Source organism: Rhodopseudomonas sp. RCAM05734 (genome assembly GCF_052658035.1).
Genome location: NZ_CP199742.1, coordinates 2100065 through 2125462 on the forward strand (window position 1 = coordinate 2100065; position 25398 = coordinate 2125462).

Sequence of the window (25398 nt, forward strand, 5' to 3'; positions counted from 1 at the left end):
TTGGCCCACCATCCCGTCGGATGGTGCGAATGGAGCGCGTCATGAACAAGTTTCTGCGGTGGTCGAGTTTGGCCGCCATCCTGCTGGCCCCGGTCTCGGTGCATGCCGACAGCTACCCCTCGCGGCTGATCAAGGCGATCATCCCGTTCGGTGCCGGCAGCGCCACCGACGTGGTGCCGCGCATCGTGTTCGAGCGGCTGGGCCCTGAACTCGGCCAGACCATCGTGGTGGAAAATCGCGTCGGGGCAGGCGGCACGCTGGGCACGGCGGCGGTCGTCAAGGCGGACCCCGATGGCTACACCATTCTCGGGCATTCCTCGGCGCTGGCGATCGGGCCAGCGATCTTCCCCAATCTACCCTATGACGTCGCAAAGGACCTGTCGTCGGTGCTGATGATCGGCGCCAACGCCAATGTGATGATCGTGCCGATGGACCGTCCGTGGCGGTCGGTGGCGGATTTCCTAACCGCCGCAAAGGCCAAGGGGTCGGCGATCAATTTTGGCTCGGTCGGCGTCGGCAGCGCCGTTCATATCAGTGCCGAAAAATTCCGCCGCGCCGGCGGCTTCGAGGCCACCCATGTGCCGTATCGCGGCGGGCCCGACGTGATCACCGACATCCTCGGCGGCCGCATCGACTTCTATTTCTGCCCGCTGGCCACCGCGCTGCCGCTGATCCGCGAAGGCCAGGTGCGGGCGCTGGTGGTCTCGACCGCCGTGCGCGCGACGGAATTGCCCGAGGTGCCGTCGATGGCCGAGGCCGGCCTGCCGGACGGCGCCAGCACGGTCTGGATCGGCGTCTTCGCGCCGTCGAAAACGCCGCGCGACATCGTCGACAAGATCCACGCCGCCGGCGTCAAGGTGCTGGCGGAGCCCGCGATGCAGGCCAGCCTGAAGAAGCTCGGCGTCGAACCCTATCCGATCGAGCCCGCGGCGATGGATACGCTTGTCGCCAAGGAGCTTGCCGCCAACATGCTGCTGCTCAAGGATGTGAAGTAGCAACTTCACCTCTCGCCGCCTGGCGAAGCTTGCTTCGCCGGACGGGGAGAGGGAAGTAACGCCATCCTGCCAGATCAGCGAACCAAGCCTAGCCCCCGAGATACGCTTCCCGAATCCGTGGATCGTCGGCCAGGACCGAAGCCGGCCCGGATAGTGTGATGCTGCCGGTCTCCAGCACGAAAGCGCGGCTGGCGATCTCCAGCGCCATCGCCGAATTCTGCTCCACCAGCAGCACGCCGAGACCGGTGCGCTTGTTGAGCTCGAGGATCTTGTCGAACACCTGCTCGATGACGATGGGCGCCAGTCCCAGCGACGGCTCGTCGAGCATCAGCAGGCTCGGTCGGCTCATCAGCGCGCGGCCGATGGCCAGCATCTGTTGCTCGCCGCCGGACAGCGACCAGCCACCCTGCTTGAGGCGCTCCTTGAGGCGCGGAAACAGCTCGAACACCAGCGCAAGGTCGTCCTCGACCTCGGCCTTCCTGTAGCGCCGCGACGCGGTGCCGGTGATCAGGTTCTCGCGCACGGTGAGTCCGGGAAAGATCCGCCGTCCTTCCGGGCAGTGCGCCAGCCCGGCGCCGACGATGGTTTCCACCGCGGTGCCGTGAATGGCCTCGCCCTTCCAAACGATGCTGCCGGCGGTAGGGCGGAGCAGGCCGGAGATGGTGCTCAGCGTGGTGGTCTTGCCGGCGCCGTTGCCGCCGATCAAAGCGACGATCTCGCCCATCTCGACGCTGAAGGAGATGCCCTTCAGCACCTCGATATGGCCGTAGGAGACGTGGAGGTTGTCGACCTTAAGCATGACGGTGCCGCCTGCCGAGATAGGCCTCGATCACCAGCGGATTGCGCTGCACCTCGGCGGGAGCGCCCTCGGCGATCTTCCTGCCGAAGTCCAGCACCGCGACACGGTCGCTGATGCCCATCACCAGCCGCACATTGTGCTCGACCAGCACCACCGTGATGCCGCGGTCCTTGAGCTTTGCGATGGTCGCGAGCAGTGTCATGCTCTCGGTCATGTTCATGCCGGCAGCAGGCTCGTCGAGCAGCAGCACGGCGGGCTGCGTGGCCAGCGCGCGCGCGATCTCCAGCAGTCGCTGCTGGGCATAGGGCAATTGCGCGGCGCGGTCGCGGGCGCGGCCGGCGAGGCCGACCGTCTCCAGCGCGTCGCGTGCGGCCTGTTCGATGCCGGCCTCGTTGGCCTTGTGGCGTGCATTCGACGTCATGATGTTGAACAGTGACGCCGGTGCCTTGCAGGCAGCCGCGACCATGACGTTCTCCAGCACGGTCAGGTTGGTGAAGATGCGGATGTTCTGGAACGTACGCGCCAGGCCGATGCGCGCGATGCGGTGCGGCTTGAGGCGGAAGATCTCTTCGCCAGCGATGCGGACCGAGCCGGCATCGGCATGGGAGGCGCCGGACAGCGCGTTGAGAAGCGTGGTCTTGCCGGAGCCGTTCGGGCCGATGATGGCCTGCACGATGCCGCGCGGCACGTCGAGGTCAACGCCGTCCAGCGCCACCAGGCCGCCGAAGCGCCGCGCCACGCCGCGTGCGGCGATGATCGGAGCATCCGTCATCGCGCACCTGCCTGGCGTAGCCGCGGTATCAATGTCGCGATCGACGCCAGCCCGCCCGGCGCCAGCACGATCACGGCGATGACGCCGAGGCCGTAGAGCACGAGGTACCACTGGCCGAGGAAGCGCAGCATCTCCGGCAGAACGGTCAGCGCCACTGCGCCGATGATGCAGCCGGTGATCGAGCCCATGCCACCGACGATCAGCATGGTCATCAGCAGGATCGCCTGCACCCCGGAGAAGCTGTCGGGACTGATGAAGCGGATCGACGAGGCATAGAGGCAACCGGCGAGGCCGGCATAGACGGCGCCGATCATGAAGGCGAGCAGCTTGGTGCGGACCGTGTCGACGCCGCTCTGCTCGGCCGCGATCTCGGAATCTTTGGTGGCGATCATGGCGCGGCCGAGCGCCGAATGGCGGATGCGGGACGCGACGAGGGCGGCCAGCGCCAATGCGGCGACCAGCAGATAATAGTGTTGGATCTGGCCTTGCGGCGCGAGGCCGAACACGCTGATGCCCGGGATCGCCCGCAGGCCGGAGGTGCCGCCGGTGACCGGCTCCCAGTGCACGATGATCAGCCTGATGATTTCGCCGAAGCCGATGGTGGTCATGGCGAGGTAATAGGTGCGCAGCCGCAGTGTCGGCAGGCCGAGCGCCAGGCTGGCGATCATCACCACGGCGACGGAAAGCACGGGCGTGGCGATCCACGGCATGCCGGCCTTGCCAGCAATCGCGGTGGTGTAGGCGCCGAGGCCATAGAAGGCGGCCTGGCCGAAATTGATCTGGCCGGTCCAGCCGGTGGCGAAGTTGAGGCCGAGCACCACGATGGCGTTGAGGATGGCGATGTTCAAGAGCTGGATGACATAGCCGTCATGGCTGACGAGCGGCAAAGCCAGCACGGCGGCGGCGACCAGGGCGAGGGGGAGCTTGCTGATCACCTCACACCTTCTCGCTGCTCTTCTCGCCGAACAGTCCGCGTGGCCAGGCCACGAGGACGGCGATCATCACGATGAAGGCATAGGCGTCGCGGAAATTCGACGAGATGTAGCGCGCGCCAAAGGTTTCGATCAGGCCCAAAAAGAGTCCGCCGATCACCGCGCCGGGCAGGTTGCCGAACCCGCCGATGACACTGACCACGAAGCCCTTGAGGCCGAGACTGCCGCCCATGGTCGGCTCGGCAAGGAAGATCGGAGCCACCAGCAGGCCGGCAACGCCGGAAAGCATGGCGCCCAGCGCGAAGGCCACGGCGATGGTACGGTTGACGGAAATGCCTACCAGGCGCGCGGTGTGAAGGTCCTGCGCGGTGGCCTGCATCAGGATGCCGAAGCGCGTCTTCGTCAGCATCAGATACTGCAGCAGCAGGATCACCGCCAGCGTGCCGAAGATGAGCAGCTGGTGCATCGAGATCACCACACCGGCGAAGCGCAGAGGCGGTCCGCGCACCGGGGAGGGCAGCGACACCGGTAGCGGCCCCCAGATGATCATCGCGATGTTTTCCAGTACGATGCCCATGGCGATGGTGGTGAGGATCACCAGGAACGGCGGCCGCCCGCGCAGGGGAAAGTACACCAGCACCATGAAGACGATCCCGACCAGCGCCATCGCCGCCAGAGTCACCAGCCACGCCACCGCCACCGGCAGTTCATGGGTGACTGCGCCCGAAATGCCGATGAAGGCGCCGAGCATCAGGAGTTGGCCCTGCGCGAAGTTGACGATCTGCACGGTGTTGAAGATCAGCAGCAGCCCCAACGCCACCAGCGCATAGATGCTCCCCAGCGCCAGGCCGTTGACGATAAGCTGTCCCATGAAAGGCCTAGAAACCCTTTTCCTTGATGTTGCCGGCGAGTTCCGGCGTCTTGCCCTTGTTGCGGTAGATGCCGAGCGTATGCGCGAGATCGCCCTTGGCGTCGGCCTGGTAGCTGATCAGCATGCCCTTCCAGTCCTTGGTGGCGGCAAGGCCGTCGCGGATCGCCGCCTTGTCGCAGCCGACCTTTTCGATGATCGACTTCAGCAGCAGCACGGAGTCGTAATAGGAGACGGTGAAGTTGTCGGCCGGCACCTTGTACTTGTCCTGCACCCGCTTGGCCCAGTCGATGATCTTGGGATCGGTGGAGGTCTGCGGGATCATGCCGCCGATCGCATAGCCGCCGTCGGCCTCCGCGGCGCTGAGGTTGTTCAGCGTGGTCTGCGCGACAATGCTGGTGTTGCCGATCACCGGCATCTTGATGCCGAGGTCGCCCATCTGCTTCAGCACCAGGGTGATATCCGAGGGCCGGCCGAACAAGATCAGGCTGTCGGCGCCCTTGTCCTTGATCTCCAGTAGCTGTGCGCTCATGTCCTTGTCGGACGGTGCGTAGGAAGTGATCGCCACCGGCGATACCTTGAGTTCGCCGAGTGCGGCCTGGATGCCCTTGGAGGCGCCGAGGCCGTAATCGTCGGCCACCGCCATGATGCCGGGCTTGGTCTTGGCCAGCGTCTTGACCAGATACTCCGGGATCAGGTCCGCGAGCTGGCCATCATGCACGTGGGTGCGGAACAGCCACTTCGAGCCCTGCGACGTCACCTTGGCATTGGTGGCGCCGACCACGAACGGCGTTTCGGACTTGTTGACGGCTTCGGTCTGCGCGAACACGTGCGGCGAGATCATCGAGCCCATGATCACCAGCGGCTTGCCGTCGATGATGCGGTTCATAGCATTGAGCGCGTCGGTAGAGGAGGCGCCGGTATCCTCGGTGGTCAGCGCGATTTTCTTGCCCGCGATGCCGCCGGCGGCATTGATCTCGTCGACGGCGAATTCGGCGCCGTTGCGCGCCTGGGTGCCGAGCAAAGCGAGGTTGCCGGTGAGCGGCGTGGTCAGGCCGATCGGAATGGTCGCCGGGCACGCGGCGGGCTCCGCTTGCGCCTGCTGCACCAGGGCGCTGGATAGGACGGCGCCGGCCATCAGCATCTTCATGGATATCTGGAACATCGGTGTTTCCTGTTTGCGCGTGGCGTGAGCGGTCTGTCCACTTGCATGCAAATGAAGTGCCACTTCGTACGGGATCTGCGGCAGCGCGCGGCCGCGAAATTGCATTGGTGTCGGTATCATGGCAATCACGCTGCCAGTTTTCCGGTGATGACACGCGATGGCCAAGCCGACCCAGATCCGAACCACCGACCGCGGCGCCGTCATCTACAAGGCGCTGTGGCACGCGATCATCGAGCAGGCGTTGCAGCCCGGTGCGAAGCTGCCGGAAGACGCCATCGGCGAAAAATTCGGCGCCAGCCGCACCATCGTCCGTGCGGCGCTGGCGCGGCTGGCAGCGGAGGGGCTGGTCGAGCTGCGGCGCAACCGCGGCGCGGCGGTGGCGACGCCGAGCTGGAGCGAGGCCCGCGATATCTTCGATGTGCGCATCGGCCTCGAGCGGCTGGTGGTGGCGCGGCTGGCCGGCAGCATGACCCGCGAGCAGATCAAGACGCTCAAGGCCCATGTGGATGCCGAGCAGGCGGCGCAGGGCGGCAACATGCCATTGCAGATCCGCCTTGCGACGGCCTTTCACATCAAGCTGGCGGAAATGACCGGCAATCCGGTGCTGGCGCGCTATGTCAGCGAAGTCGCCTCGCGCTGCGGGCTGATCCTCGCGCTTTATAACCGCCCGCACTCGCCGGAATGCGCCGTCAGCGAGCACCGCGACATCATCACCGCGCTGGCCGCCGGCGATGTCGCCCGCGCGACCGCGATCATGGATCATCATCTCGACGCCGTCGCCGACCGCGCGTTGATCTCGGCGCATCCAGCCAAGGAGCGCGACATCCAGGACATTCTGGCGCCGTATGCGAACGAAGCGGTCGCGACGAAAGCGAGGAAGAAGCGGTGACTTCCTTACCTCCCCCGCCTAGCGAAGCTTTGCTTCGCCTTGCGGGGCGAGGGAAGAAGCGCCCCTACGCCTCGATATCCAGCCGCACCAGGATCCGTTCCGCGCTGTCGTTCCAGACGTCCATCTGCACGATCTTGCCACCGCGCACGACAAACCTGTCCACGTAGCGGTTGCCCTCGAAGCTGGTACCGTCGTGCCATTCGCCGTAGAGCGTGCCGGTATTGTAGACCACCGTCTCGCCGTGGCCCGGCGACACATCGGTGCGTTCCATTTTCTTCTTCACCCATTTGTAGCGCATGGCGTTGAAGGCGGTGGTCTCGCGCGGATGCCTGAAGGTGCGCCCGCCGGTGAAGGTGATGGCGACATCCGGCGCCATGAAGCCCGCCGCGGTCTCGGGATCCGGGACCATCGAGGCCACCAGGAACCGCTCGACGATGCCGGCGGCTTCGGCGGTTGCATCGGGGGCGGCGGCTGAAAGCGGCATGGTGTGGTCTCCTGAGAGGTGGCGAACTGGCGATCGCCAAGCAAGGCGGGTGCCAGTCATGCCGAAAGATTGTATACGATCTGGGCGGCAAATGGGCGGATATTAGGCGCGCCAATCGCGGAAACTGCAATGGCGGCGGGGCTATCTTCGATTTCGCAGGCTTTCCAATCGCATACGTCGTGGCACACCGCTTGCTTGGAAATGCGCAGCGTCATTCAATCCGAAGGGGTCCGTCATGACATCAGCATTGCCCAGATTTTCCCGCCGCCTGCTGCTCGCCGCCGGTGCCGCGTCGCTGTCGCTTGTAGTCTCGCTGCCTGCTTGGGCGCAGGAAACCGTGAAGATGGGCGTGGTCGCCGCCATGTCCGGCCAGTCGGCGAAATCCGGCGAGGCCATCGTGCGCGGCCTGTCGCTGGCCATCGACGAGATCAACGCCAAGGGCGGGCTGCTCGGCAAGAAGGTCGAGCTGGTGGTGCGCGACGACGAGAGTAATCCCGCCAAGGGCGTGATCGCCGCGCGCGAGCTGGTGCAGCGCGAGAAGGTAGTGGCTTACTTCGGCGGCGTCGATACGCCGGTGTCGATGGCCATCGTGCCGTTCGCCAACCAGTCCAAGGTGCCGTTCATCGGCGTCTGGGCCGCCGGCACCGCGATCACCCGCAACGGCGCCGCCGAGAACTACGTGTTCCGCGTCTCCGCCGTCGATGCGCTGGTGGACGTGGCGCTGGTTGACTACGCCGTGAAGAAATATGCCGCCAAGAAGCCCGGCATGATCCTGATCAACAATCCCTGGGGCGAATCCAACGAGGCCGGCCTGAAGAGCGCGCTGGAAGCCAAGAAGATCCCGTTCGCCGGCATCGAGAAGTTCGAGACCGGCGATGTCGACGTCGTCCCGCAGCTGACCCGGCTCAAGGATGCCGGCGCCGACGCCCTGTTCCTGGTCGCCAACGTCGCGCCCTCGGCACAGGTGGTGAAGTCGCTGGACCGCATGGGCTGGAACGTGCCGATCGTGTCGCATTGGGGCCCCGCCGGCGGCCGCTTCACCGAACTTGCCGGTGCGTCCGCCGAGAAGGTGCACTTCATCCAGACCTTCAGCTTCTCCGGCAACACCTCGCCGAAGTCACAGGCGGTGTTCGAGGCGCTGAAGAAAAAGTTCCCGGAGATCAAGACCGCGGCCGACGTCACCCCCGCGGTGGGCATCGCCAACGCCTATGACGCCATGCATCTCACCGCGCTGGCGATCGCCAAGGCCGGCTCCACCGAAGGCCCGAAGCTGCGCGAAGGCTTTTACGAGATCGGCAGCTATGACGGGCTGATCAAGAAGTACGACAAGCCGTTCTCCAAGGACAATCAGGACGCGCTGTCGCCATCGGACTATCTGTTCACCTACTTCAAGGGCGACGAGATCCTGCCGCTGGTGAACTGACAACGAAGGCGTACCTTACCCTCCCCTGGAGGGGGAGGGTCGTATCGCACAGCGCGCAGCGCCGTGCGATACGGGGTGGGGTGAAGTGTTGTGCGCCGTCACTGCCGCTGTCACCCCACCCCGACCGCGCCTGACGGCGCGCTCGACCCTCCCCCTCCAGGGGAGGGGAACGTCTGTTAGGATCTCCCATGCTCGCCTCCGCCATCATATCGGGCATCGGTCTCGGCTCCATGTACGGGCTGATCGCGCTTGGCTTCCACATCACCTATGTGGTTTCCAATACCGTGAACTTTGCCCAGGGTTCGGCGATGATGCTGGGCGCCGTGCTCGGCTACACCTTTGGAATCAAATACGGCTGGCCGATGCCGCTCGCCATCGTCGCATCGCTCGCGATCTGCGCGCTGTTCGGCCTCGTCGTCGAGCGCATCCTGGTTCGGCCCTTCGTTGCCAAGGGCTCCAGCGCCTGGCTGATGGCCACGGTCGCCGCCGGCATCGTGCTCGACAATGCCGTGCTGTTCACCTTCGGCAAGGAGCCGCGCGGTTTTCCATCGGCGCTGGCCAGCAAGCCGGTCCAGATCTTCGGCGCCGGCGTCTATCCGCTGCAGCTGGTCATTCCGCTGGTCGGCGTCGGCATCGCGCTGGCGCTGCATCTGGTGCTGCGCAACACCCGCCGTGGCAAGACGCTGCTCGCGGTGGTGCAGAATCCCGATGCCGCACGGCTGATGGGCATCAACGTGCATCGCACGGTGGCAATCTCCTTTGCACTGTCCACAGCACTGGCCGGCCTCGCCGGCATCCTGATCGCGCCGTTGTTCAGCGTGAGTTCGGAGATGGGCACGCTGTTCGGCATCAAGGCCTTTGCCGTGGCGATTCTCGGCGGCATGGGCTCGGCCTGGGGCGTGGTGATCGCCGGGCTGATCTACGGCCTCACCGAAGCGCTGGTCACCTCCTATCTCGGCTCGGTCTATACCCAGATCGTGGTGTTCTCGATCGTTATCGCCGCCCTCGCGCTGATGCCGAACGGGTTGTTCGGCCGCGCCGCGATCAACAAGGTCTGAGCATGACGATGCTGTCCCGCCTTTCGTTGCGCGCCTGGGTGATGCCGCTGACCGTGTTGCTGTTGACGGGCGCGGCGCTGCTCTATGCGGCGAAGGCCGACGGCTATGTGCCGTTCGTCCTCGCGATGGTGGCGCTCACCGCCATCGTCGGCGTCGGCCTCAACGTGCTGGTCGGTCTCACCGGCCAGATCTCCATCGGCCATGTCGGCTTCTATGCCATCGGCGCCTATATAGTGGCGATCCTGACCCTCAAGGGCGTCAGCTTCTGGATCGCGCTGCCTTTGGCCGGCCTGATCTCCGGCGCCATCGGGTTGCTGCTGTCGCTGCCGGCGCTGCGCGTCAGCGGGCCGTATCTGGCCATGGTCACCATCGCCTTCGCCTTCATCGTGCAGCATCTGTCGATCGAATGGCGCGGCCTCACCGGCGGCTCCAACGGGCTGATGGGCCTGCCGTCGCCGACACTGGGGGGCGTGATGTTCACCGAACGCGAGATCGCGCTGCTGGCCATATCGATTGCCGGCGTGGCGACGTTTCTGTTCCACCGCCTCGCCAACTCCGCCTGGGGCAAGGCGATGGTCGCGGTGCGCGACGCCGAGGTGGCGGCGCGCTCCATCGGCCTCAACCCGGTCAGCGTCAAGGCCGCGGGCTTCATGCTGTCGGCGGTGTTCGCTGGTCTGGCCGGCGGCATCTTCGCGTCGCTGCTCGCCTTCGTGTCGCCGGACTCGTTTCCGTTTTCGCAATCGATCCTGTTCCTGTTCGCCTGCATCGTCGGCGGTGCCGGCTGGGTGCTCGGTCCAGTAGTGGGCGCGGTGATTACCGTAGTGCTGCCGGAGCTGCTGTCGTCGCTCGCCGAATATCGCCTGCTGTTCTTCGGCGCGCTGCTGCTGGTGGTGTTGTGGCTGGCGCCGGAAGGCATTCTCGGCACGCTTGCGCGACTGGTCCGCCGTATCGATCCGCGCACCGCGCAAGCCGGCGGCTTCGACGTGGCGGCGTTTCTCACGTCGGGCAACGACCGTGCGCCGCTGGAAGTACGCGATATCGGCATCAGCTTTGGCGGCATCAAGGCGGCGTCGGAAGTCTCCTTCAGCGCGGCGCAGGGCCGCGTCACCAGCGTGATCGGCCCCAACGGCGCCGGCAAGACCACCGTGCTCAACATGATCGGCGGCTTCTACAAGCCCGGCACCGGCAGCATCCGCCTCGGCGGCGAAGAGCTGGCGGGCGCGCCGGCATGGAAGGTGGCGCGCGCCGGCATCGGCCGCACCTACCAGACCACAAAGCTGTTCGAGACCATGAGCGTCATCGACAATGTGCTGATCGCCATGCGCCGCGGTCGGCTCGGCTCGATGCTGTCGGCGTCGGCTACCGCCAGCGATGAAGCCGCCGCCGAGGCGCTGATCGCCTTCGTCGGCTACAGGGGCGCACTCGCGGCCACTGCCGGCGACCTGCCTCATGTCGACCGGCGCCTGGTGGAGATCGCGCGTGCGCTGGCGATGCGGCCGCGGGTGTTGCTGCTCGACGAGCCCGCCGCCGGACTGATGGCCTCCGACAAGGAAGAGTTGAGCCTGCTGCTGCGGCGGATCGCCGATGTCGGCATCGCCGTCATTCTCGTCGAGCACGACATGCGCCTGGTCATGGGCATCTCCGACCACATCGTGGTGCTCGATGCCGGCAAACCCATCGCTGCCGGCACGCCGAACGATATCCGCCACGACGCAAAAGTGCTCGCGGCCTATCTCGGCGCCGCCGGCATGCAGGCGCGCCCGCGCGCCGCGCCATGGGCGGGCTCGCAGGATGCGGTGCTCACCGCGCTCGACCTCAGCGCCGGCTACGGCGCGGCGCCAGTGCTGCAAAAGATCAGTTTTCAGGTGAAGCCCGGCGAGATGGTGGCGCTGATCGGCGCCAACGGCGCCGGCAAGTCGACCATGATGCGGTCGGTCGCCGGTCTGCTGCGCCCCGTGGAGGGCGACGTTATCCTCGACGATATCCGAATCGAGGCCATGGCGGCGCACCGCATCGCCGCGCGCGGCCTGGCTTTGGTGCCGGAAGGCCGCCAAGTGTTTCCCGAGATGACTGTCTGGGACAATCTCGAACTTGGCGCCAATACCCGCGACAACGTCGATTATGCCAGCGAGATCGAGGCGCTGCTGCAGCGCTTCCCACGGCTGCGCGATCGCATCGACAGCCGGGCAGGGCTGCTGTCCGGCGGCGAGCAGCAGATGCTGGCGATCGCGCGCGGCATGATGGCGAAGCCGCGCATCCTGCTGCTTGATGAGCCGTCGCTCGGCCTTGCACCGGCGATGATCCAGGAACTGTTCGACGTGCTCGCCGACCTCCGCGACGAGGGCATCACCATTCTGCTCGTGGACCAGATGGCGGTGCTGGCACTTGCCGTCGCCGATCGCGGCTATGTCATCGACTCCGGCAAAATCGTCCGCGAGGACAGCGCCGCCAATCTCGCCAGCGATCCCGAAGTCGAGGCCGCTTATCTCGGCCACGTCGAGGCCGCGCAGTAGATGGTCATTACTCAGCCCGTGTCCCGGACGCAGTGCATTGCGCCGCCTCTCGGCGGCGTAGTGCACTGCAGATCCGGGACCGCCACAAACGCCGCGCTTGCTACGGTCCCGGATCTGCGGAGCGGCATAGCGGCGATGCAAGTGCATCGCCTGAGAATGCCGCACCGCGTCCGGGACACGGCTCCAACTTGCTTCAAGACAAGGACCCACCCATGATCTTCGATCTCATTCTCCGCAACGCCGCCATCGTCGACCGCGCAGGCCTGGCCGATATCGGCATCAGCAATGGCCGCTTCGCCGCGATCGAGGCGGGGCTCGCCGCCACCGGCGCGCCGGAAGAAGACGTGAAGGGTCGTCTCGTCATCCCCGGCTTCATCGAGACCCATATCCATCTCGACAAGTCCTGCCTGCTTGGCCGCTGCAATTGCGAGAAGGGATCGCTGGACGAGGCGATCGGCGAGGTGGCGAAAGCCAAGCGCGGCTTCACGGAGGAAGACGTCTATGCGCGGGCGTCAACGACGCTGGAGAAGGCGATCAAGAACGGCACCAACCGGATGCGCACCCATGTGGAGGTCGATCCCCGCGTCGGCCTCACCAGTTTTCGCGCGCTGAAGCAGTTGAAGAAGGACTACGCCTGGGCCATCGACCTGCAGCTCTGCGTGTTCCCGCAGGAAGGCCTGCTCGACGATCCCGGCTGCGAGGACGTCATGCTGCAGGCCATGCAGGAAGGCGCCGACGTGGCCGGTGGCGCGCCCTACATGGACAAGGATTCGCACGGCCAGATCGCAAAGATATTCGCGATGGCGCAACAATTCGGCACCGACATCGATTTCCATCTCGACTTCGGCCTCGATCCCGCGCATCTCGATCTCGACGAGGTCTGCCGCATGGCGGACGCCACCGGCTGGGGTGGCCGCGTCGCCATCGGCCACGTGACGAAACTGTCGGCGATGCCCAAGGCGGATTTCGAGGCCGCCGCGAAGCGGCTCGCCAATGCCGGCGTCGCGGTCACCGTGCTGCCGGCCACCGACCTGTTCCTCACCGGGCGCGACAGCGCATTCAACGTGCCGCGCGGCGTCACCTCCGCGCATGGGCTGCGTGCGCGCGGGGTCAACGCCAACATCTCCACCAACAACGTGCTCAACCCGTTCACGCCGTTCGGCGACGTCTCGCTGATCCGCATGATCAACCTCTATGCCAACGTGCTGCAGGTGGGCGCCATGGCCGAACTCGCCGGCTGCCTCGACATGGTGACCTCCTGCTCGGCGAAGATCCTCAATGCCGCGGATTACGGCATTGCCGTCGGCCACCCCGCCGACCTCGTGGTGCTGGATTGTGCCACCAAGGCGGAAGCGGTATGCGAGATCGCGCAGCCGCTGTTCGGCCTCAAGCGCGGCGTCCGCACCTTCACCAAACCGGCGGCGTCGTTGCACAAGCCCGCCTGATTCATCTCCGGAGATTTCGATGCCGATCAACGACACCCTGAATGCCTTTGTCGCCCATGGCCGCATCGACGTGCAGACCACCACCGAAGGCCCGCTGGCGGGCCTCACTTTTGCGGTGAAGGATTTCTACGACATCGCGGGCATGCCGACCGCCGCCGGCAGCCCGGAATGGCTGGCAACCCATCCGGTGCCGACGGTATCGACACAGATCTACGACCGCCTGCTGGCCGCCGGCGGCAAGTTTGTCGGCAAGACCCACACCGACGAACTGGCGTGGAGCCTGAACGGCGAGAATGCCCATTACGGCACGCCGACCAATCCGGCTGCGCCCGGCCGCATTCCCGGCGGCTCGTCGAGTGGTTCGGCATCGGCCACCGCCGGCGGCCTCGTCGACTTCGCCATCGGCTCCGACACCGGCGGTTCGGTGCGGCTGCCCGCCAGCTATTGCGGCGTCTACGGCATCCGCACCACCCACGGCCGCATTCCGCTCGACGCCGCGGTGCCGCTGGCGCCGAGCTACGACACCGCCGGCTGGTTCGCGCGCAGCCCACAGATAATGGAAGAGGTCGGCAAGGTCCTGCTCGACGGTGCGCGCCCGGCGCGTCCGGTGAAGAAGCTGCTCATTGCACGCGACCTGTTCGCCGCGGTCGATCCAAAGGTCAGCGCCGCGCTGCAGCCGGCGCTCGAACACCTCGTCAAGCTGGTCGGCAGCAGCGAGGATGTCGACGTCGCCCATGGCGACTATCCGGCCTGGCGCAACGTGTTTCGTGTCCTGCAGTCGGAGGAGGCCTGGGCGGCGCAGGGCGCGTGGATCGAGGCGGTGAAGCCGAAGCTCGGTCCGGGCGTCAAGGAGCGCTTCGCCGCCGCCGCCGTGACGGACAAGAGCGAGATCGCCGATGCCAAGGCGCTGCGTGAAAAGATCGTGGCGCGGCTGCTGTCTCTGATATCGGCGGATACGGTGATGGTGCTGCCGACATCGCCGGGCATCGCGCCGCTGCTCAACACGCCCGCCGACCAGCTCGACCTGTTCCGCGCCCGCGCCATCGAATTGTTGTGCCTCGCCGGCCATGCCGGCCTGCCGCAGATCTCGATTCCGGCGGCGACCCTGGACGGCTGCCCGCTCGGCCTCTCGATCATCGGCGGCAGGAATTGCGATGAGGATATCCTGCATCTGGCGGTGCAGATGGGGCAGGCTTAGCTCTTTTTACCTCTCCCCGCTTGCGGGGAGAGGTCGGAGGCCTGAGCGAAGCGAAGGGCTCCGGGTGAGGGGACTATCGGGTGAGACTCTGCCAGCCCCTCACCCGGCATACGCGCTGACGCGCGATGCCGACCTCTCCCCGCAAGTGCGGGGAGAGGTGAAGACGACAGCGCTCGCGTCAGCTACTTCCCTTTGCTGGCGCCCTTTTCCGCGGCGCGGCGCAGCGCTTCGGCGAAGGCGCCGCCCACCGCCGGCTCGCCGGGCTTGCGCGGCGCCGACGAACTCATCTTCTGCCGCTCGTTGACGCGCGGGCCGCGGTCGGCCTGCGGGCGGTCCGCCTTGGGGCCGACGGCATCGTCCATGCGCAAGGTCAGCGCGATGCGCTTGCGGGCGACTTCGACTTCCAGCACCTTGACCTTGACGATGTCGCCGGACTTCACCACCTCGCGCGGGTCCTTGATGAAGGTGTGCGACATGGCCGAGATGTGCACGAGGCCGTCCTGGTGCACGCCGATGTCGACGAAGGCGCCGAAGGCGGCGACGTTGGTCACCGTGCCCTCGAGGATCATGCCGGGCTTGAGGTCGCTGAGCTTCTCGACGCCCTCCATGAACACCGCAGCCTTGAAGGCGGGACGGGGATCGCGGCCGGGCTTCTCCAGTTCGCGCAGGATGTCGGTCACCGTCGGCAGGCCGAACTTGTCGTCGACGAAATTCTGCGGCTTGAGCTGGCGGACGATCTCGGCGCTGCCCAGCAGCGCCTTGATGTCGCTCTTGGTGGCTTCCAGAATCCGCCTGACGACCGGATAGGCTTCCGGATGCACGCCGGACTTGTCGAGCGGATCCTCGCCATCATTGATGCGCAGGAAGCCGGCGCATTGCTCGAACGCCTTCGGCCCAAGCCGCGGCACTTCCTTCAGCGCCTTGCGCGACTTGAACGGGCCGTTGGCGTCGCGATGCTGCACGATGCTCTGCGCGAGGCCCGAGCCGATACCCGACACTCGCGCCAGCAGCGGCGCCGAGGCGGTGTTGGCATCGACGCCCACCGCGTTCACGCAGTCTTCCACCACGGCATCGAGCGATTTCGCCAGCTTGCTCTCGCCGAGATCGTGCTGATACTGGCCGACGCCGATCGCCTTGGGATCGATCTTCACCAGTTCGGCCAGCGGATCCTGCAGGCGCCGCGCGATCGACACCGCGCCGCGCAGCGTGACGTCGAGTTCCGGCAGTTCTTCGGAGGCGAAGGCCGAGGCCGAATAGACCGACGCGCCGGCTTCCGACACCACGATCTTGGACATCTTGAGATCCGGCAGCAGTTTCACCAGCTCCATGGCCAGCTTGTCGGTCTCGCGCGAGGCGGTGCCGTTGCCGATGGCGATCAGGTCGACCTTGTGCTTGACCGCGAGCTTGCCCAGCGTTGCCAGCGAAGCGTCCCACTGCCGCTGCGGCTCATGCGGATAGACCGCGGTGGTGTCCACCACCTTGCCGGTAGCATCGACGATGGCGACCTTGACGCCGGAGCGGAAGCCGGGATCGAGGCCCATGGTGACGCGCGCACCGGCGGGAGCCGCGAGGAGGAGGTCGCGCAGGTTGGAGGCGAACACCCGCACGGCTTCGGTTTCCGCCGCATTCCACAGCCGCATCCGCAGGTCGATGTTGAGATGCACCTGGATTTTTGTGCGCCATGCCCAGCGCGCGGTCTCGGTCAGCCACTTGTCGCCGGGGCGGCCCTGATCGGAGATCGCAAAACGCTGCATGATCTTCAGTTCGTACGAGCTCGGCACGCCCGGCACCGCCGGCTGCGCATCGGGCTGCATCTGCAGTTCGAGAATCTCTTCCTTCTCGCCGCGGAACATCGCGAGAATGCGATGCGACGGCAGCTTGTGCAGCGGTTCGCTGAAATCGAAGTAGTCCTTGAACTTCTCGCCTTCGGCTTTCTTGCCGTCGCGGACCTTGGACGCCATCAATCCGTTCGACCACAACTGCTCGCGGATCGCGCCGATCAGGTCGGCGTCTTCGGCGAAGCGCTCGACCAGGATGGCGCGGGCGCCGTCCAGCGCCGCGGCGACATCGGCGACCTGCTTCTCGGCGTCGACGAAGGATGCGGCGACCACCAGCGGATCGTTCTGCGGCTGCGTCAGCAGCAGCTCCGACAGCGGCTCGAGGCCGGCTTCCTTGGCGATTTCCGCCTTGGTGCGGCGCTTCGGCTTGAACGGCAGATAGATGTCCTCGAGGCGGCCCTTGCTATCGGCGGCCATGATGGCAGCCAGCAGCTTGTCGTCGAGCTTGCCCTGTTCCTTCACCGACTCGATGATCACCACGCGGCGCGCTTCCAGCTCGCGCAAATAGTTGAGCCGTTCTTCCAGCGTGCGCAATTGTGCGTCGTCGAGGGCGCCGGTGATTTCCTTGCGGTAGCGGGCGACGAACGGCACCGTGGCGCCGCCGTCGAGCAATTCCACGGTGGCGGCAACCTGCTGCTCGCGCACGCCCAGTTCTTCCGCGATCTGTCGATTGATGTTTGCCACGCAAAGTTCCTTGTCACGTCGCGGCGGATCACGTCCCCGCCGTCGGGTCACGCTTATGGACCCATGGCGAGCGATTCATCAACCCCGCATGACATCGGGAAATTGTTCTGTGGATGAGCCTGTTATTGCTGCAAAAAGCGCCGCTTTCGAGCAAATCGGCAGCCCGGTGCGCTGCGAAAATATAACACTAGATCGCTGCCGCCGATCTGTGTAGACGGACGTTCCTCCCGGGAGCGGTCATGTCAACCTGCGGTCTTGATTTTGGAACGTCGAATACGACGCTGGGCACCGTCGTGGACGGGGTTCCGGTGCTGACCGCGCTTGAGGGCAGCCACACCACGATCCCCAGCGCGATCTTCTACGAGGTCGATGGCGCCGTGCTGATCGGCCGCAAGGCGATCGAATCCTATGTGGAGGGCGCACCGGGCCGGCTGATGCGCAGCCTCAAATCGGTCCTCGGCACCTCGCTGATCGAGGAGACCACGCGTACCGGCCGCGAGCGCACCAGCTTTCGCGACATCATCGCTTATTATCTCGCCGCGGTGAAACGCCGCGCCGAGTTCGCCACCGGCAGCGAGTTGCGCAACGTGGTGCATGGCCGCCCGGTGTTTTTCGTCGACAACGCGCCGGAGCAGGACCGCAAGGCCGAGGCGACCTTACGCGATATTGCCTCCGACATCGGCTTCGACGAAGTCACCTTCCAGTTCGAGCCGATCGCGGCCGCGCTGGATTACGAGCGCACCATTGCGCAGGAAGAGATCGCGCTGATCGCCGACATCGGCGGCGGCACCTCGGATTTCTCCATCGTGCGGCTCAGCCCGCAGCGGCATCGCCATGCCGAGCGCAAGGACGACATTCTCGCCAACGACGGCGTGCGCATCGGCGGTACCGATTTCGACCGCCAGCTCAGCCTCGGCGTGATCATGCCGCTGCTCGGCTACCGCACGGCGATGAAGCGCGCCGGCCTCGACGTGCCCTCGGGCTATTTCCACGATCTCGCCACCTGGTCGAACATCAACCGCATGTACGAGCAGAAGGTGATGAGCGAGGTGCGCCAGGTCCGCTACGAGGCAAAGCAGCCGGAGCTGCTCGATCGTCTGGTGCGCGTGCTCGACGAGCAGCGCGGCCACACGCTGGCGATGGAAATCGAGGAGGCCAAGATCGGCCTGTCGGAGGCGCAGAAGACCCGCATCGCGCTGGAATGGATCGAGCCGGGGCTGGCCGCCGGTGTGGCCCGCAAGGATCTGGTGGGGCACACCCAGCCGCTCGCCGACCGTATCACCGCGCGCATAAAAATCTGTCTCGACCAGGCGGGGCTGGGACCGGACGATATCGACGCCGTATTCCTGACCGGCGGCTCGGTGCAACTCGCCCATGTCCGCAAGGCCATCATCTCCGCGGTGCCATCCGCCCGCGCCATCGATGGCGACACGTTCGGCGCCGTCGGCAAGGGACTGACCATCGAGGCCGTCCGGCGCTACGGATCGCTGGGGTAGCAAAAAGCCGTGTCTGTCGTCCCTGCGCATGCGGGGACCCAGTAAACACAGCCGCCGCGGCTCCATCACCCACACCTGAGTTTACTGGGTCGCCCGGTCCTGGCGCGCAATTGCGCGCCCGGCCGGGCTACGACAGCTCGGCGCGTGGCCAAACCAACTTCCCCTTTCCCGCCAATCCCTTGACAACAAAAGATGGACGGCCATCTTGAAGGGATGACCAAGCTCTCCAACCGCGACCGGCTGCTCACCGAAGGCCTCAGGGTGGTGCATGCGCACGGCTATGCCGGAGCCAGCGTGCGGGACATCGTGCATGCCGCCGGGGTGCCGCAGGGCTCCTTCACCAATCATTTTGCGTCCAAGGAGGCCTTCGGCCTCGAAATCCTCGACATCTATCTGGCCCACGGCCGGGAGGCGATGGCGGCAACGCTGCGCAACGACGCGCTGCCGCCGCTGCAACGGCTGGCGGGCTATCTCGACGGGCACACCGCCCGCCAGTGCGATGAAAGCGTGCGCAACGGCTGCCTGTTCGGCAATTTCAGCGCCGAGACGTCCGACCACTGCGAGTCGATCCGCCTGCGGCTGGTGGAGATCTTCGCCGAATTGCAGGAGGCTTTTGCCTATTGCCTGCGCGCCGCGGTAACGGCGGGCGAATTGCCGGCCGATTTCGCGGTCGACGCCGTCGCCGGCTTCATCGTGTCGTCGCTGCAGGGGGCACATCTGTTGGCCAAGGCGGAGCGCAGCCCGGTGCCCATCGATCGCTTCCGGCAGGTGCTGTTTTCCCAGGTGCTGCGCCAGGCATCTCCCGATCTTCCGGTCGCCGCAAGGTAACCGGCTTCCCTCTCACATTGGATGGTTTCATGAGCGCCTTGTTCTCCCCGATCACCCTGCGCGGCCTGACCTTGCCCAACCGCATCGTGATCTCGCCGATGTGCCAGTATTCGTCCGAGGACGGCAAAGCCAATGAATGGCACGTGATCCATCTGGGCTCGCTGGCGCTGTCCGGCGCCGGCTTGCTGTGCCTTGAGGCCACTGCGGTGGAGGCGCTCGGCCGCATCACGCCGGGTGATCTCGGGCTCTACGATGACGCCACCGAGCAGGCGCTGAAGACGGCCCTGGCGGCGATCCGCAAGCATTCGAAGATGCCGGTGGCCATGCAGGTCGCCCATGCCGGCCGCAAGGCGTCGAGCCATGCGCCGTGGGACGGCGGCCAGCAGATCCCGGTGTCTGAGGGCGGCTGGATCGCTAACGCCCCATCGGCGCTGGCGCAGAAGCCCGGCGAGGTAGCGCCGGTGCCGTTCGACGAGGCCGGCCTCGCGCGCGTGCGCGATGCCTTCATTGCCACCGCCAGGCGCGCAGCACGGCTGGGCATCGACGCGCTGGAGATCCACGCCGCGCACGGCTACCTGCTGCACGAATTCCTGTCGCCGATTTCCAACCAGCGCAGCGACGCTTACGGCGGCTCACTGGAAAACCGTATGCGGTTTCCGCTCGAGGTGTTCGACGCGGTGCGCGGCGCATTCCCGGAGGACAGGCCGGTGGGCGTGCGCGTCTCGTCCACCGACTGGGTTGAGGGCGGCTGGGATCTCGAACAGACCATCGTGTTTGCGAAGGAATTGAAGAAGCGCGGCGTCGACTGGATCGATGCGTCTTCCGGCGGCGTGTCGCCGCTGCAGAAGATCGCGCTGAGCCCGGGTTACCAGGTGCCGTTCGCCGAGGCCATCAAGGCGGCGACGGGACTGCCGACCATCGCGGTCGGTCTGATCACCGACCCGCAGCAGGCCGAGGAGATCGTGGCGTCGGGCAAGGCCGACATGGTCGCGCTGGCGCGCGGCGTGCTCTACGATCCGCGCTGGCCGTGGCACGCCGCAGCAGTGCTGGGCGCCACGGTGGAAGCCCCGCCGCAATACTGGCGCTCGCAGCCGTCGACGCAGAAGGAATTGTTCGGCGCGACGAAGTTCGGGGGAAGGTAGCTTTTTCTTACCCTCCCCTGGAGGGGAGGGTGAAGAAAGAGGGCCGCTCAATCCTCGCCGCTGACGTGCTTGCGCCTGATGCTGCGCACCGTCCACCAGATGGCGAGCGCGGCCACCGGCACGAAGGCGGCGGTGACGATGCTCGGCTCCAGATGCAGCCGGCCGCTGTCATGTGCAGCTTTGGCGAGATAGCCGAACAGGCTGACCACGTAATAGGTGATCGCCGCCACTGACAGCCCTTCCACCGTGGTCTGCAGCCGGAGCTGCAGCCGGGTGCGGGCGTTCATGGATTTCAGCAGTTCCTGGTTCTGCTGTTCCAGTTCGACATCGACGCGGGTGCGCAGCAGGTTGGCGGCGCGGGTCAGCTTCACCGACAGGTTGGCCTGGCGGTTCTCGATGGTGACGCAGGTGCGCAGCGCCGGCTTCATGCGGCGGGCGAGAAACGAGGTCCAGGTCGGCAAGCCCCCGACCTTGCGCTCGCCGATCGTCTGCAGCCGCTGGGTGACGATATCCTCATAGGCGCGGCTGGCGCCGAAGCGGAAGCCGCTGATGGCCGCGCCGGCCTCGACGTCGGCGGCCAGCGCCGTGAGTTCGTAGAGCAGCCGGTGGTTGCTGGCGAGGTCGCCGGGCTGGCGCATCTCCTGGGTCACCTCGGCGAGGCGCTGTTCGCTGGCGCCGATCGACGGCGCCAGCCGTTGCGCTTCCGGCAGGCCGAGCAGCGCCAGCGTGCGGTAGGTTTCCAGCTCGATCACCCGCTGCGCCAGCGCGCCGGCGCGTTCCGCCGACATGCCGCGATCGACCAGCAGGATACGCACGAAGCCCGACGGCCCCGGCTTGAAATCGGTGGCATACAGCGCCGCCCCGTCGGAATTCTCCGCCACCGCGAGGCTGGCGCGGTCGAACAGGCGCTCCGGCGCGGTGCGCACGCCGTCCTCCGGCAACGCGTGCAGGTCGATGGCGACCAGCAACGGGCCGGGCTGCGGCACGAGCGTCATCGGCGAGGCCAATGAGGCAGCCTCGGGATGGAACGGAACGCCGCCGGGATCGGAGCGCATCTCCCAGCTATAGGTGGTGAATTCCGAATGCTGCTCCCAGCGCAGGGTGATGCTGCCGAAGGGGGCGCGGTGGTGCTTTTCCTGGGGTCCCGGCGGCTGCAGGCCGCGGGCCTCGCAGAACCGCACCAGATTGGCGCGGTCGACCTGGGCCTGGCTCCCGGAGGTGTCGAAGGCAAAATGGATGATGCGGCAGGGCACCTCGATGGCCGTGAAGGGCCGCGCATGGACCTCGCCGAGAACCGCCGCACGCAGCGGGTGCGGCACCAGATGCGCGCCTTGGCCTTCGCCGATCAGGACTTCTGCAGTCACCCGCGTCCCCATTCCCAATCGTCGGCCCCTGGCCGCGCCAGCCGGCCTCCTGATTAGCATTGCGGTCCCGCCGATAGAAGCCGAATCGGGTGGCGGGCGGATGTCGCGGGGATGACCATTTGCGCCGCAGCGGACGCATCCGTTTGCATTCCGTCGCCGGCTGGTTTTAATCTTCCCGAAGAGTCGCCGCGTTCCTCGCGCGGTCGGAATGGAGCGTGCTTGGTGACAGTTTCAATGCGGATCGGCACGCGCAAGAGCACGATGGCGCTGGCCCAGACCGAGGAAATCGCGCGCCGCCTGATTGCCGCCGATCCCGCCCTCGATGTCGAGATCGTCAAGTTCGAGCCGGTCGGCGACCGCGACCAGACCAGCAACCTGCTGCGCCATGGCGGCAAGGGCGGCGCCTTTGTCGGCGAAATCCGCAATGCCGTACGCGAGGGCCGGCTGCACGCAGCGATGCATTCGCTCAAGGACATGCCCGGCAACGAGGACACGCCCGGGCTGGTGATCGGCGCCGCCTTGGTGCGCGATCCGCCCACCGACGCGCTGGTGCTGCGTCCGGGCCTTACGCTGGAGGATCTCCGGCGCACGCGCGGCGAGGGCTACAGGATCGGTACAAACGCGGTCCGGCGCGCGGCCTATATCAGGCGATTGTTTCCGGCCGTCGAGGTGATTCATTTTCGCGGCGCCGCCGACACAAGGGTGCGCAAGCTCGACAATGGCGAGATGCAGCGGCTGCCCGGCGGCGGCGAAGTCGGCCCGGCCGACGCGCTGATCATGGCGCGCTCCGGCCTCGAGCGTGTCGGCCTGGCCAACCGCATCGCCTGCGATTTTTCGCCGCTGGACATGCTGCCGGCCGCCGGACAGGGCATTGTCGCGGTGGAATGCGCGGCGAATGACTGGCAAACGCGAAAAATTCTCGCATTGATCGACGATCCCGCGGCGCACCTGTCCTGCGACGCCGAACGTGAGGTGCTGTGGGTTCTCAACGGCCACTGCAACTCGCCGATCGCCGCCTATTCGGTGATTTCAGGCGGCGAAATGTCGCTCACGGCCTCGGTGCTGGATGAGGCGGGCGGTCATTTCATCGAAGTGACGCGGGTCGGCCCTGCCGACCGGCCGCGCGAACTCGGCCGCGCCGTCGGGCTCGATTTGCTGCACAAGGGCGCCGGCGACATCATCGAGCGCAGCCGGCCGGAGCATTAGGGGGTTACGTGTCCCGGACGCGCTGCGGCGTTCATGCCGCTGCGCAGAGCCGGGACCGTATCAAACGCAGGAGCTTGGTACGGCCCCGGATCTGCGGCGCACCACGCCGCAAGGGCGGCGCATTGCTCCGCGTCCGGGGCACGAAGCCCTGCGGCCCCCGCTTACCCCTCATCCCCCTCCGACATCCCCACCGCCCACAGCGCGAACGCATAGACGATGGCGATTTCGTCGAGGCGGTTGAAGCGGCCGGAGGCGCCGCCATGGCCGGCGCCCATGTTGGTGCGCAGCAGCACCGGGCCGCCGCCGGTCATGGTGGCGCGCAGCCGCGCGATCCACTTGGCCGGCTCCCAATAGGTGACGCGCGGATCGGTCAGCCCGCCCATCGCCAGGATCGCCGGATATTCCTGCGCGCTGACATTGTCGTAGGGCGAGTACGACAAAATGGTCTTGAAATCCTCGGCGCTTTCGATCGGGTTGCCCCATTCGGGCCATTCCGGCGGCGTCAGCGGCAGGGTGTCGTCGAGCATGGTGTTGAGCACGTCGACGAACGGCACCTCGGCGACGATGCCGGCGAACAGGTCGCCGGAGCGGTTGGCCACCGCGCCCATCAGCATGCCGCCGGCGCTGCCGCCGTGGCCGACGATGCGCTGCTCGCTGGAATAGTTGTCCGCGATCAGCGCGCGCGCCGCCGCGGCGAAGTCGTCGAACGAATTGGTCTTCTTCTCCTTCTTGCCGTCGAGATACCAGCCCCAGCCCTTGTCGGCGCCGCCGCGGATATGGGCGATGGCATAGACGAAGCCGCGGTCCACCAGCGACAGCCGGTTGGCGGAGAACGAGGCCGGCATCGCCATGCCGTAGGAGCCGTAGCCGTAGAGCAGCAGCGGCGCCGCGCCGTCGCGCACCAGGTTCTTGTGATGCAGGATGGATACCGGCACTTCGGCGCCGTCATGGGACGTCGCCATGATCCGCGTGGTGACGTAGTCGTCGGGATTGTGGCCCGACGGAATTTGCTGGCGCTTGCGCAGGTGGCGCTCGCGCGTCGCCATGTCGTAATCGTAGACTTCCGATGGCGTGGTCATCGACGAATAGGCGAAACGCAGGTTGGTGGTGTCGAATTCGTAGCCGCCCATGGTGTCGAGCGAATAGGCTGATTCGTCGAAGGCGATGGCGTGCTCGTCCTTGTTGACGAGGTCGCGGATCACGATGGAGGGCAGCGCGTTGGCGCGTTCCAGCCGAACCAGATGATGGGCATAGAGCTCGATGTCGATGATGTACACGCCGGCGCGGTGCGGGATCAGGTCGCGCCAATGTTCACGCGATGGCGACGCCAAAGGCGCGGTGACGATCTTGAAGTCGATCGCATGGTCGGCATTGGTGAGGATGAAAAGTTCGTCGCCGCGATCGGCCAGCGAGTACTGCACGCCTTCCTCGCGCGCGGCGACGAGGCGCGGCGGCGCGTCGTAGTCGGCGAGGTCGATCAGTTGCTGCTCGGAGGTCTCGTGGTCGCCGCCGGCGATCACGCAGAAGCGGCCGCTGGCGCTTTCATGGATGTGGGTGAACCAGCCGGCATCCTGCTCCTCATAGATCAGTCTGTCCTCTGCCTGCGCGGTGCCGAGGGTGTGGCGCCAAACCTGCATCGGCCGGTGGTTGTCGTCGAGCTTCACATAGAAGAACGCCTTGGCATCCAGCGTCCACACCACGCCGCCGTCGGTCTCCTCGACCAGGTCGGTGCTGTCCGTGCCGGTCGCCCAGTCGCGCACCCGGATGGAAAAATATTCCGAGCCCTTGATGTCCGCGGACCATCCCTCAAGCTTGTGGTCCGGCGAATGGCGGGCGCCGCCGAACTTGAAGTATTTGTGGTCGGCGGCAAGAGCGTCGCCGTCGAGGATGATGTGCGGCTCGCCGCCGTCGCGCGCCGTGCGGCCATATTGTTCGTGCTGGCCGCCCTCGCGGTATTTCCTGAGATAGGCGAACGGCCCATCCACCGCCGGCACGCTGGAATCGTCCTCCTTGATGCGGCCGCGCATTTCCTTGACCAGGGTCTTCTGCAGCTCAGCGGTCGAGCCGAGCAGGCTCTCAGTATAGGCGTTCTCCGCCTCCAAGTAGGTGCGGATTTCCGGATCCAGCACCGTGGGGTCGCGCAGCACCTCCTGCCAGTTGGTATCCTTCAGCCAGGCATAGTCGTCGGACACGGTAATGCCGTGGGCGGTGAAGCTGTGGGGATGGCGTGGCGCCACCGGCGCAGGGACGGGCTTGGTCATGACGGCTCTTTTCGGCAAAGGCTTGATCGGGAAGGCGG

General features: G+C 66.2%; 21 protein-coding genes. 11 read left to right on the forward strand and 10 right to left on the reverse strand.

Annotation, left to right across the window (positions count from 1 at the left end; genetic code table 11):
* Nucleotides 1–41 precede the first annotated feature (41 nt).
* Nucleotides 42–995, forward strand: a complete 954-nt coding sequence (locus tag ACUXVA_RS10000) for a Bug family tripartite tricarboxylate transporter substrate binding protein (protein ID WP_445491912.1) — start codon at nt 42–44, stop codon at nt 993–995.
* Nucleotides 996–1083: 88 nt separating this feature from the next.
* On the opposite strand, the gene ACUXVA_RS10005 is transcribed toward ACUXVA_RS10000, so the two are convergent.
* From ACUXVA_RS10005 to ACUXVA_RS10025, 5 genes are read right to left on the reverse strand one after another with little or no spacing between them, the layout of a single operon-like run.
* Nucleotides 1084–1794, reverse strand: a complete 711-nt coding sequence (locus tag ACUXVA_RS10005; RefSeq protein WP_265080447.1) for an ABC transporter ATP-binding protein — start codon at nt 1792–1794, stop codon at nt 1084–1086.
* Nucleotides 1787–2566, reverse strand: coding sequence for an ABC transporter ATP-binding protein (locus tag ACUXVA_RS10010; protein ID WP_265080446.1), 780 nt, complete (start codon nt 2564–2566; stop codon nt 1787–1789). Before ACUXVA_RS10010 ends, ACUXVA_RS10005 begins: the two co-directional genes overlap by 8 nt.
* On the reverse strand, nt 2563–3501 hold the full coding sequence (locus ACUXVA_RS10015; protein ID WP_445491915.1) for a branched-chain amino acid ABC transporter permease: 939 nt from the start codon (nt 3499–3501) through the stop codon (nt 2563–2565). The genes ACUXVA_RS10010 and ACUXVA_RS10015 overlap by 4 nt, the downstream gene beginning before the upstream one ends.
* Before the next feature lies 1 nt (nt 3502).
* Nucleotides 3503–4369, reverse strand: a complete 867-nt coding sequence (locus tag ACUXVA_RS10020) for a branched-chain amino acid ABC transporter permease (RefSeq protein WP_445491917.1) — start codon at nt 4367–4369, stop codon at nt 3503–3505.
* A gap of 7 nt (nt 4370–4376) precedes the next feature.
* Nucleotides 4377–5531, reverse strand: coding sequence for an ABC transporter substrate-binding protein (locus ACUXVA_RS10025; RefSeq protein WP_445491919.1), 1155 nt, complete (start codon nt 5529–5531; stop codon nt 4377–4379).
* Between the two features lie 157 nt (nt 5532–5688).
* Between ACUXVA_RS10025 and ACUXVA_RS10030 the strand changes: the two genes are divergently transcribed.
* The gene (locus tag ACUXVA_RS10030) at nt 5689–6420 is read left to right on the forward strand and encodes a GntR family transcriptional regulator (protein ID WP_265080441.1); all 732 of its coding nucleotides are present in this window, start codon (nt 5689–5691) and stop codon (nt 6418–6420) included.
* Nucleotides 6421–6484: 64 nt separating this feature from the next.
* On the opposite strand, the gene ACUXVA_RS10035 is transcribed toward ACUXVA_RS10030, so the two are convergent.
* Both ACUXVA_RS10035 and ACUXVA_RS10040 read right to left on the reverse strand, forming a co-directional pair.
* The gene (locus ACUXVA_RS10035) at nt 6485–6904 is read right to left on the reverse strand and encodes a nuclear transport factor 2 family protein (RefSeq protein ID WP_265080440.1); all 420 of its coding nucleotides are present in this window, start codon (nt 6902–6904) and stop codon (nt 6485–6487) included.
* A gap of 56 nt (nt 6905–6960) precedes the next feature.
* Complete coding sequence (locus ACUXVA_RS10040) at nt 6961–7119, reverse strand: hypothetical protein (RefSeq protein WP_265080439.1); 159 nt, start codon at nt 7117–7119, stop codon at nt 6961–6963.
* Nucleotides 7120–7139: 20 nt separating this feature from the next.
* Between ACUXVA_RS10040 and ACUXVA_RS10045 the strand changes: the two genes are divergently transcribed.
* From ACUXVA_RS10045 to ACUXVA_RS10065, 5 genes are all read left to right on the forward strand, one after another.
* Entirely contained in the window at nt 7140–8327 is a 1188-nt protein-coding gene (locus tag ACUXVA_RS10045) for an ABC transporter substrate-binding protein (protein ID WP_265080438.1), read from the forward strand.
* A gap of 188 nt (nt 8328–8515) precedes the next feature.
* A complete protein-coding gene (locus ACUXVA_RS10050; protein WP_265080437.1) occupies nt 8516–9385 on the forward strand; it encodes a branched-chain amino acid ABC transporter permease in 870 nt (289 codons plus the stop codon).
* A gap of 8 nt (nt 9386–9393) precedes the next feature.
* The gene (locus ACUXVA_RS10055; RefSeq protein ID WP_445491923.1) at nt 9394–11898 is read left to right on the forward strand and encodes a branched-chain amino acid ABC transporter ATP-binding protein/permease; all 2505 of its coding nucleotides are present in this window, start codon (nt 9394–9396) and stop codon (nt 11896–11898) included.
* A 212-nt stretch (nt 11899–12110) separates the two neighbouring features.
* On the forward strand, nt 12111–13343 hold the full coding sequence (locus ACUXVA_RS10060) for an amidohydrolase family protein (protein WP_445491925.1): 1233 nt from the start codon (nt 12111–12113) through the stop codon (nt 13341–13343).
* A 19-nt stretch (nt 13344–13362) separates the two neighbouring features.
* Entirely contained in the window at nt 13363–14541 is a 1179-nt protein-coding gene (locus ACUXVA_RS10065; protein WP_445491927.1) for an amidase, read from the forward strand.
* Nucleotides 14542–14723: 182 nt separating this feature from the next.
* On the opposite strand, the gene ACUXVA_RS10070 is transcribed toward ACUXVA_RS10065, so the two are convergent.
* Nucleotides 14724–17063 carry a Tex family protein gene (locus ACUXVA_RS10070; protein WP_265080434.1) on the reverse strand — a complete coding sequence of 780 codons (2340 nt, stop codon included), beginning with the start codon at nt 17061–17063 and terminating at the stop codon, nt 14724–14726.
* 239 nt (nt 17064–17302) lie between these two features.
* Here ACUXVA_RS10070 and ACUXVA_RS10075 point away from each other — a divergent pair, with 239 nt between their 5' ends.
* The 3 genes from ACUXVA_RS10075 to ACUXVA_RS10085 all read left to right on the forward strand — a co-directional run bounded on the left by ACUXVA_RS10075 (nt 17303) and on the right by ACUXVA_RS10085 (nt 20529).
* Nucleotides 17303–18559, forward strand: a complete 1257-nt coding sequence (locus tag ACUXVA_RS10075) for an Hsp70 family protein (RefSeq protein WP_265080433.1) — start codon at nt 17303–17305, stop codon at nt 18557–18559.
* A gap of 192 nt (nt 18560–18751) precedes the next feature.
* On the forward strand, nt 18752–19387 hold the full coding sequence (locus tag ACUXVA_RS10080; protein WP_445491930.1) for a TetR family transcriptional regulator C-terminal domain-containing protein: 636 nt from the start codon (nt 18752–18754) through the stop codon (nt 19385–19387).
* A gap of 29 nt (nt 19388–19416) precedes the next feature.
* On the forward strand, nt 19417–20529 hold the full coding sequence (locus tag ACUXVA_RS10085; protein ID WP_265080431.1) for an NADH:flavin oxidoreductase/NADH oxidase: 1113 nt from the start codon (nt 19417–19419) through the stop codon (nt 20527–20529).
* 47 nt (nt 20530–20576) lie between these two features.
* Here the strand turns inward: ACUXVA_RS10085 and ACUXVA_RS10090 are convergent, their stop codons facing one another.
* On the reverse strand, nt 20577–21893 hold the full coding sequence (locus tag ACUXVA_RS10090; protein ID WP_265080430.1) for a DUF3422 family protein: 1317 nt from the start codon (nt 21891–21893) through the stop codon (nt 20577–20579).
* Between the two features lie 234 nt (nt 21894–22127).
* Here ACUXVA_RS10090 and hemC point away from each other — a divergent pair, with 234 nt between their 5' ends.
* Nucleotides 22128–23099 carry a hydroxymethylbilane synthase gene (gene hemC, locus ACUXVA_RS10095; RefSeq protein WP_413776549.1) on the forward strand — a complete coding sequence of 324 codons (972 nt, stop codon included), beginning with the start codon at nt 22128–22130 and terminating at the stop codon, nt 23097–23099.
* Nucleotides 23100–23260: 161 nt separating this feature from the next.
* Here hemC and ACUXVA_RS10100 read toward each other — a convergent pair whose 3' ends face one another.
* The gene (locus ACUXVA_RS10100) at nt 23261–25360 is read right to left on the reverse strand and encodes a S9 family peptidase (protein ID WP_445491932.1); all 2100 of its coding nucleotides are present in this window, start codon (nt 25358–25360) and stop codon (nt 23261–23263) included.
* Between the last annotated feature and the right edge of the window lie 38 nt (nt 25361–25398).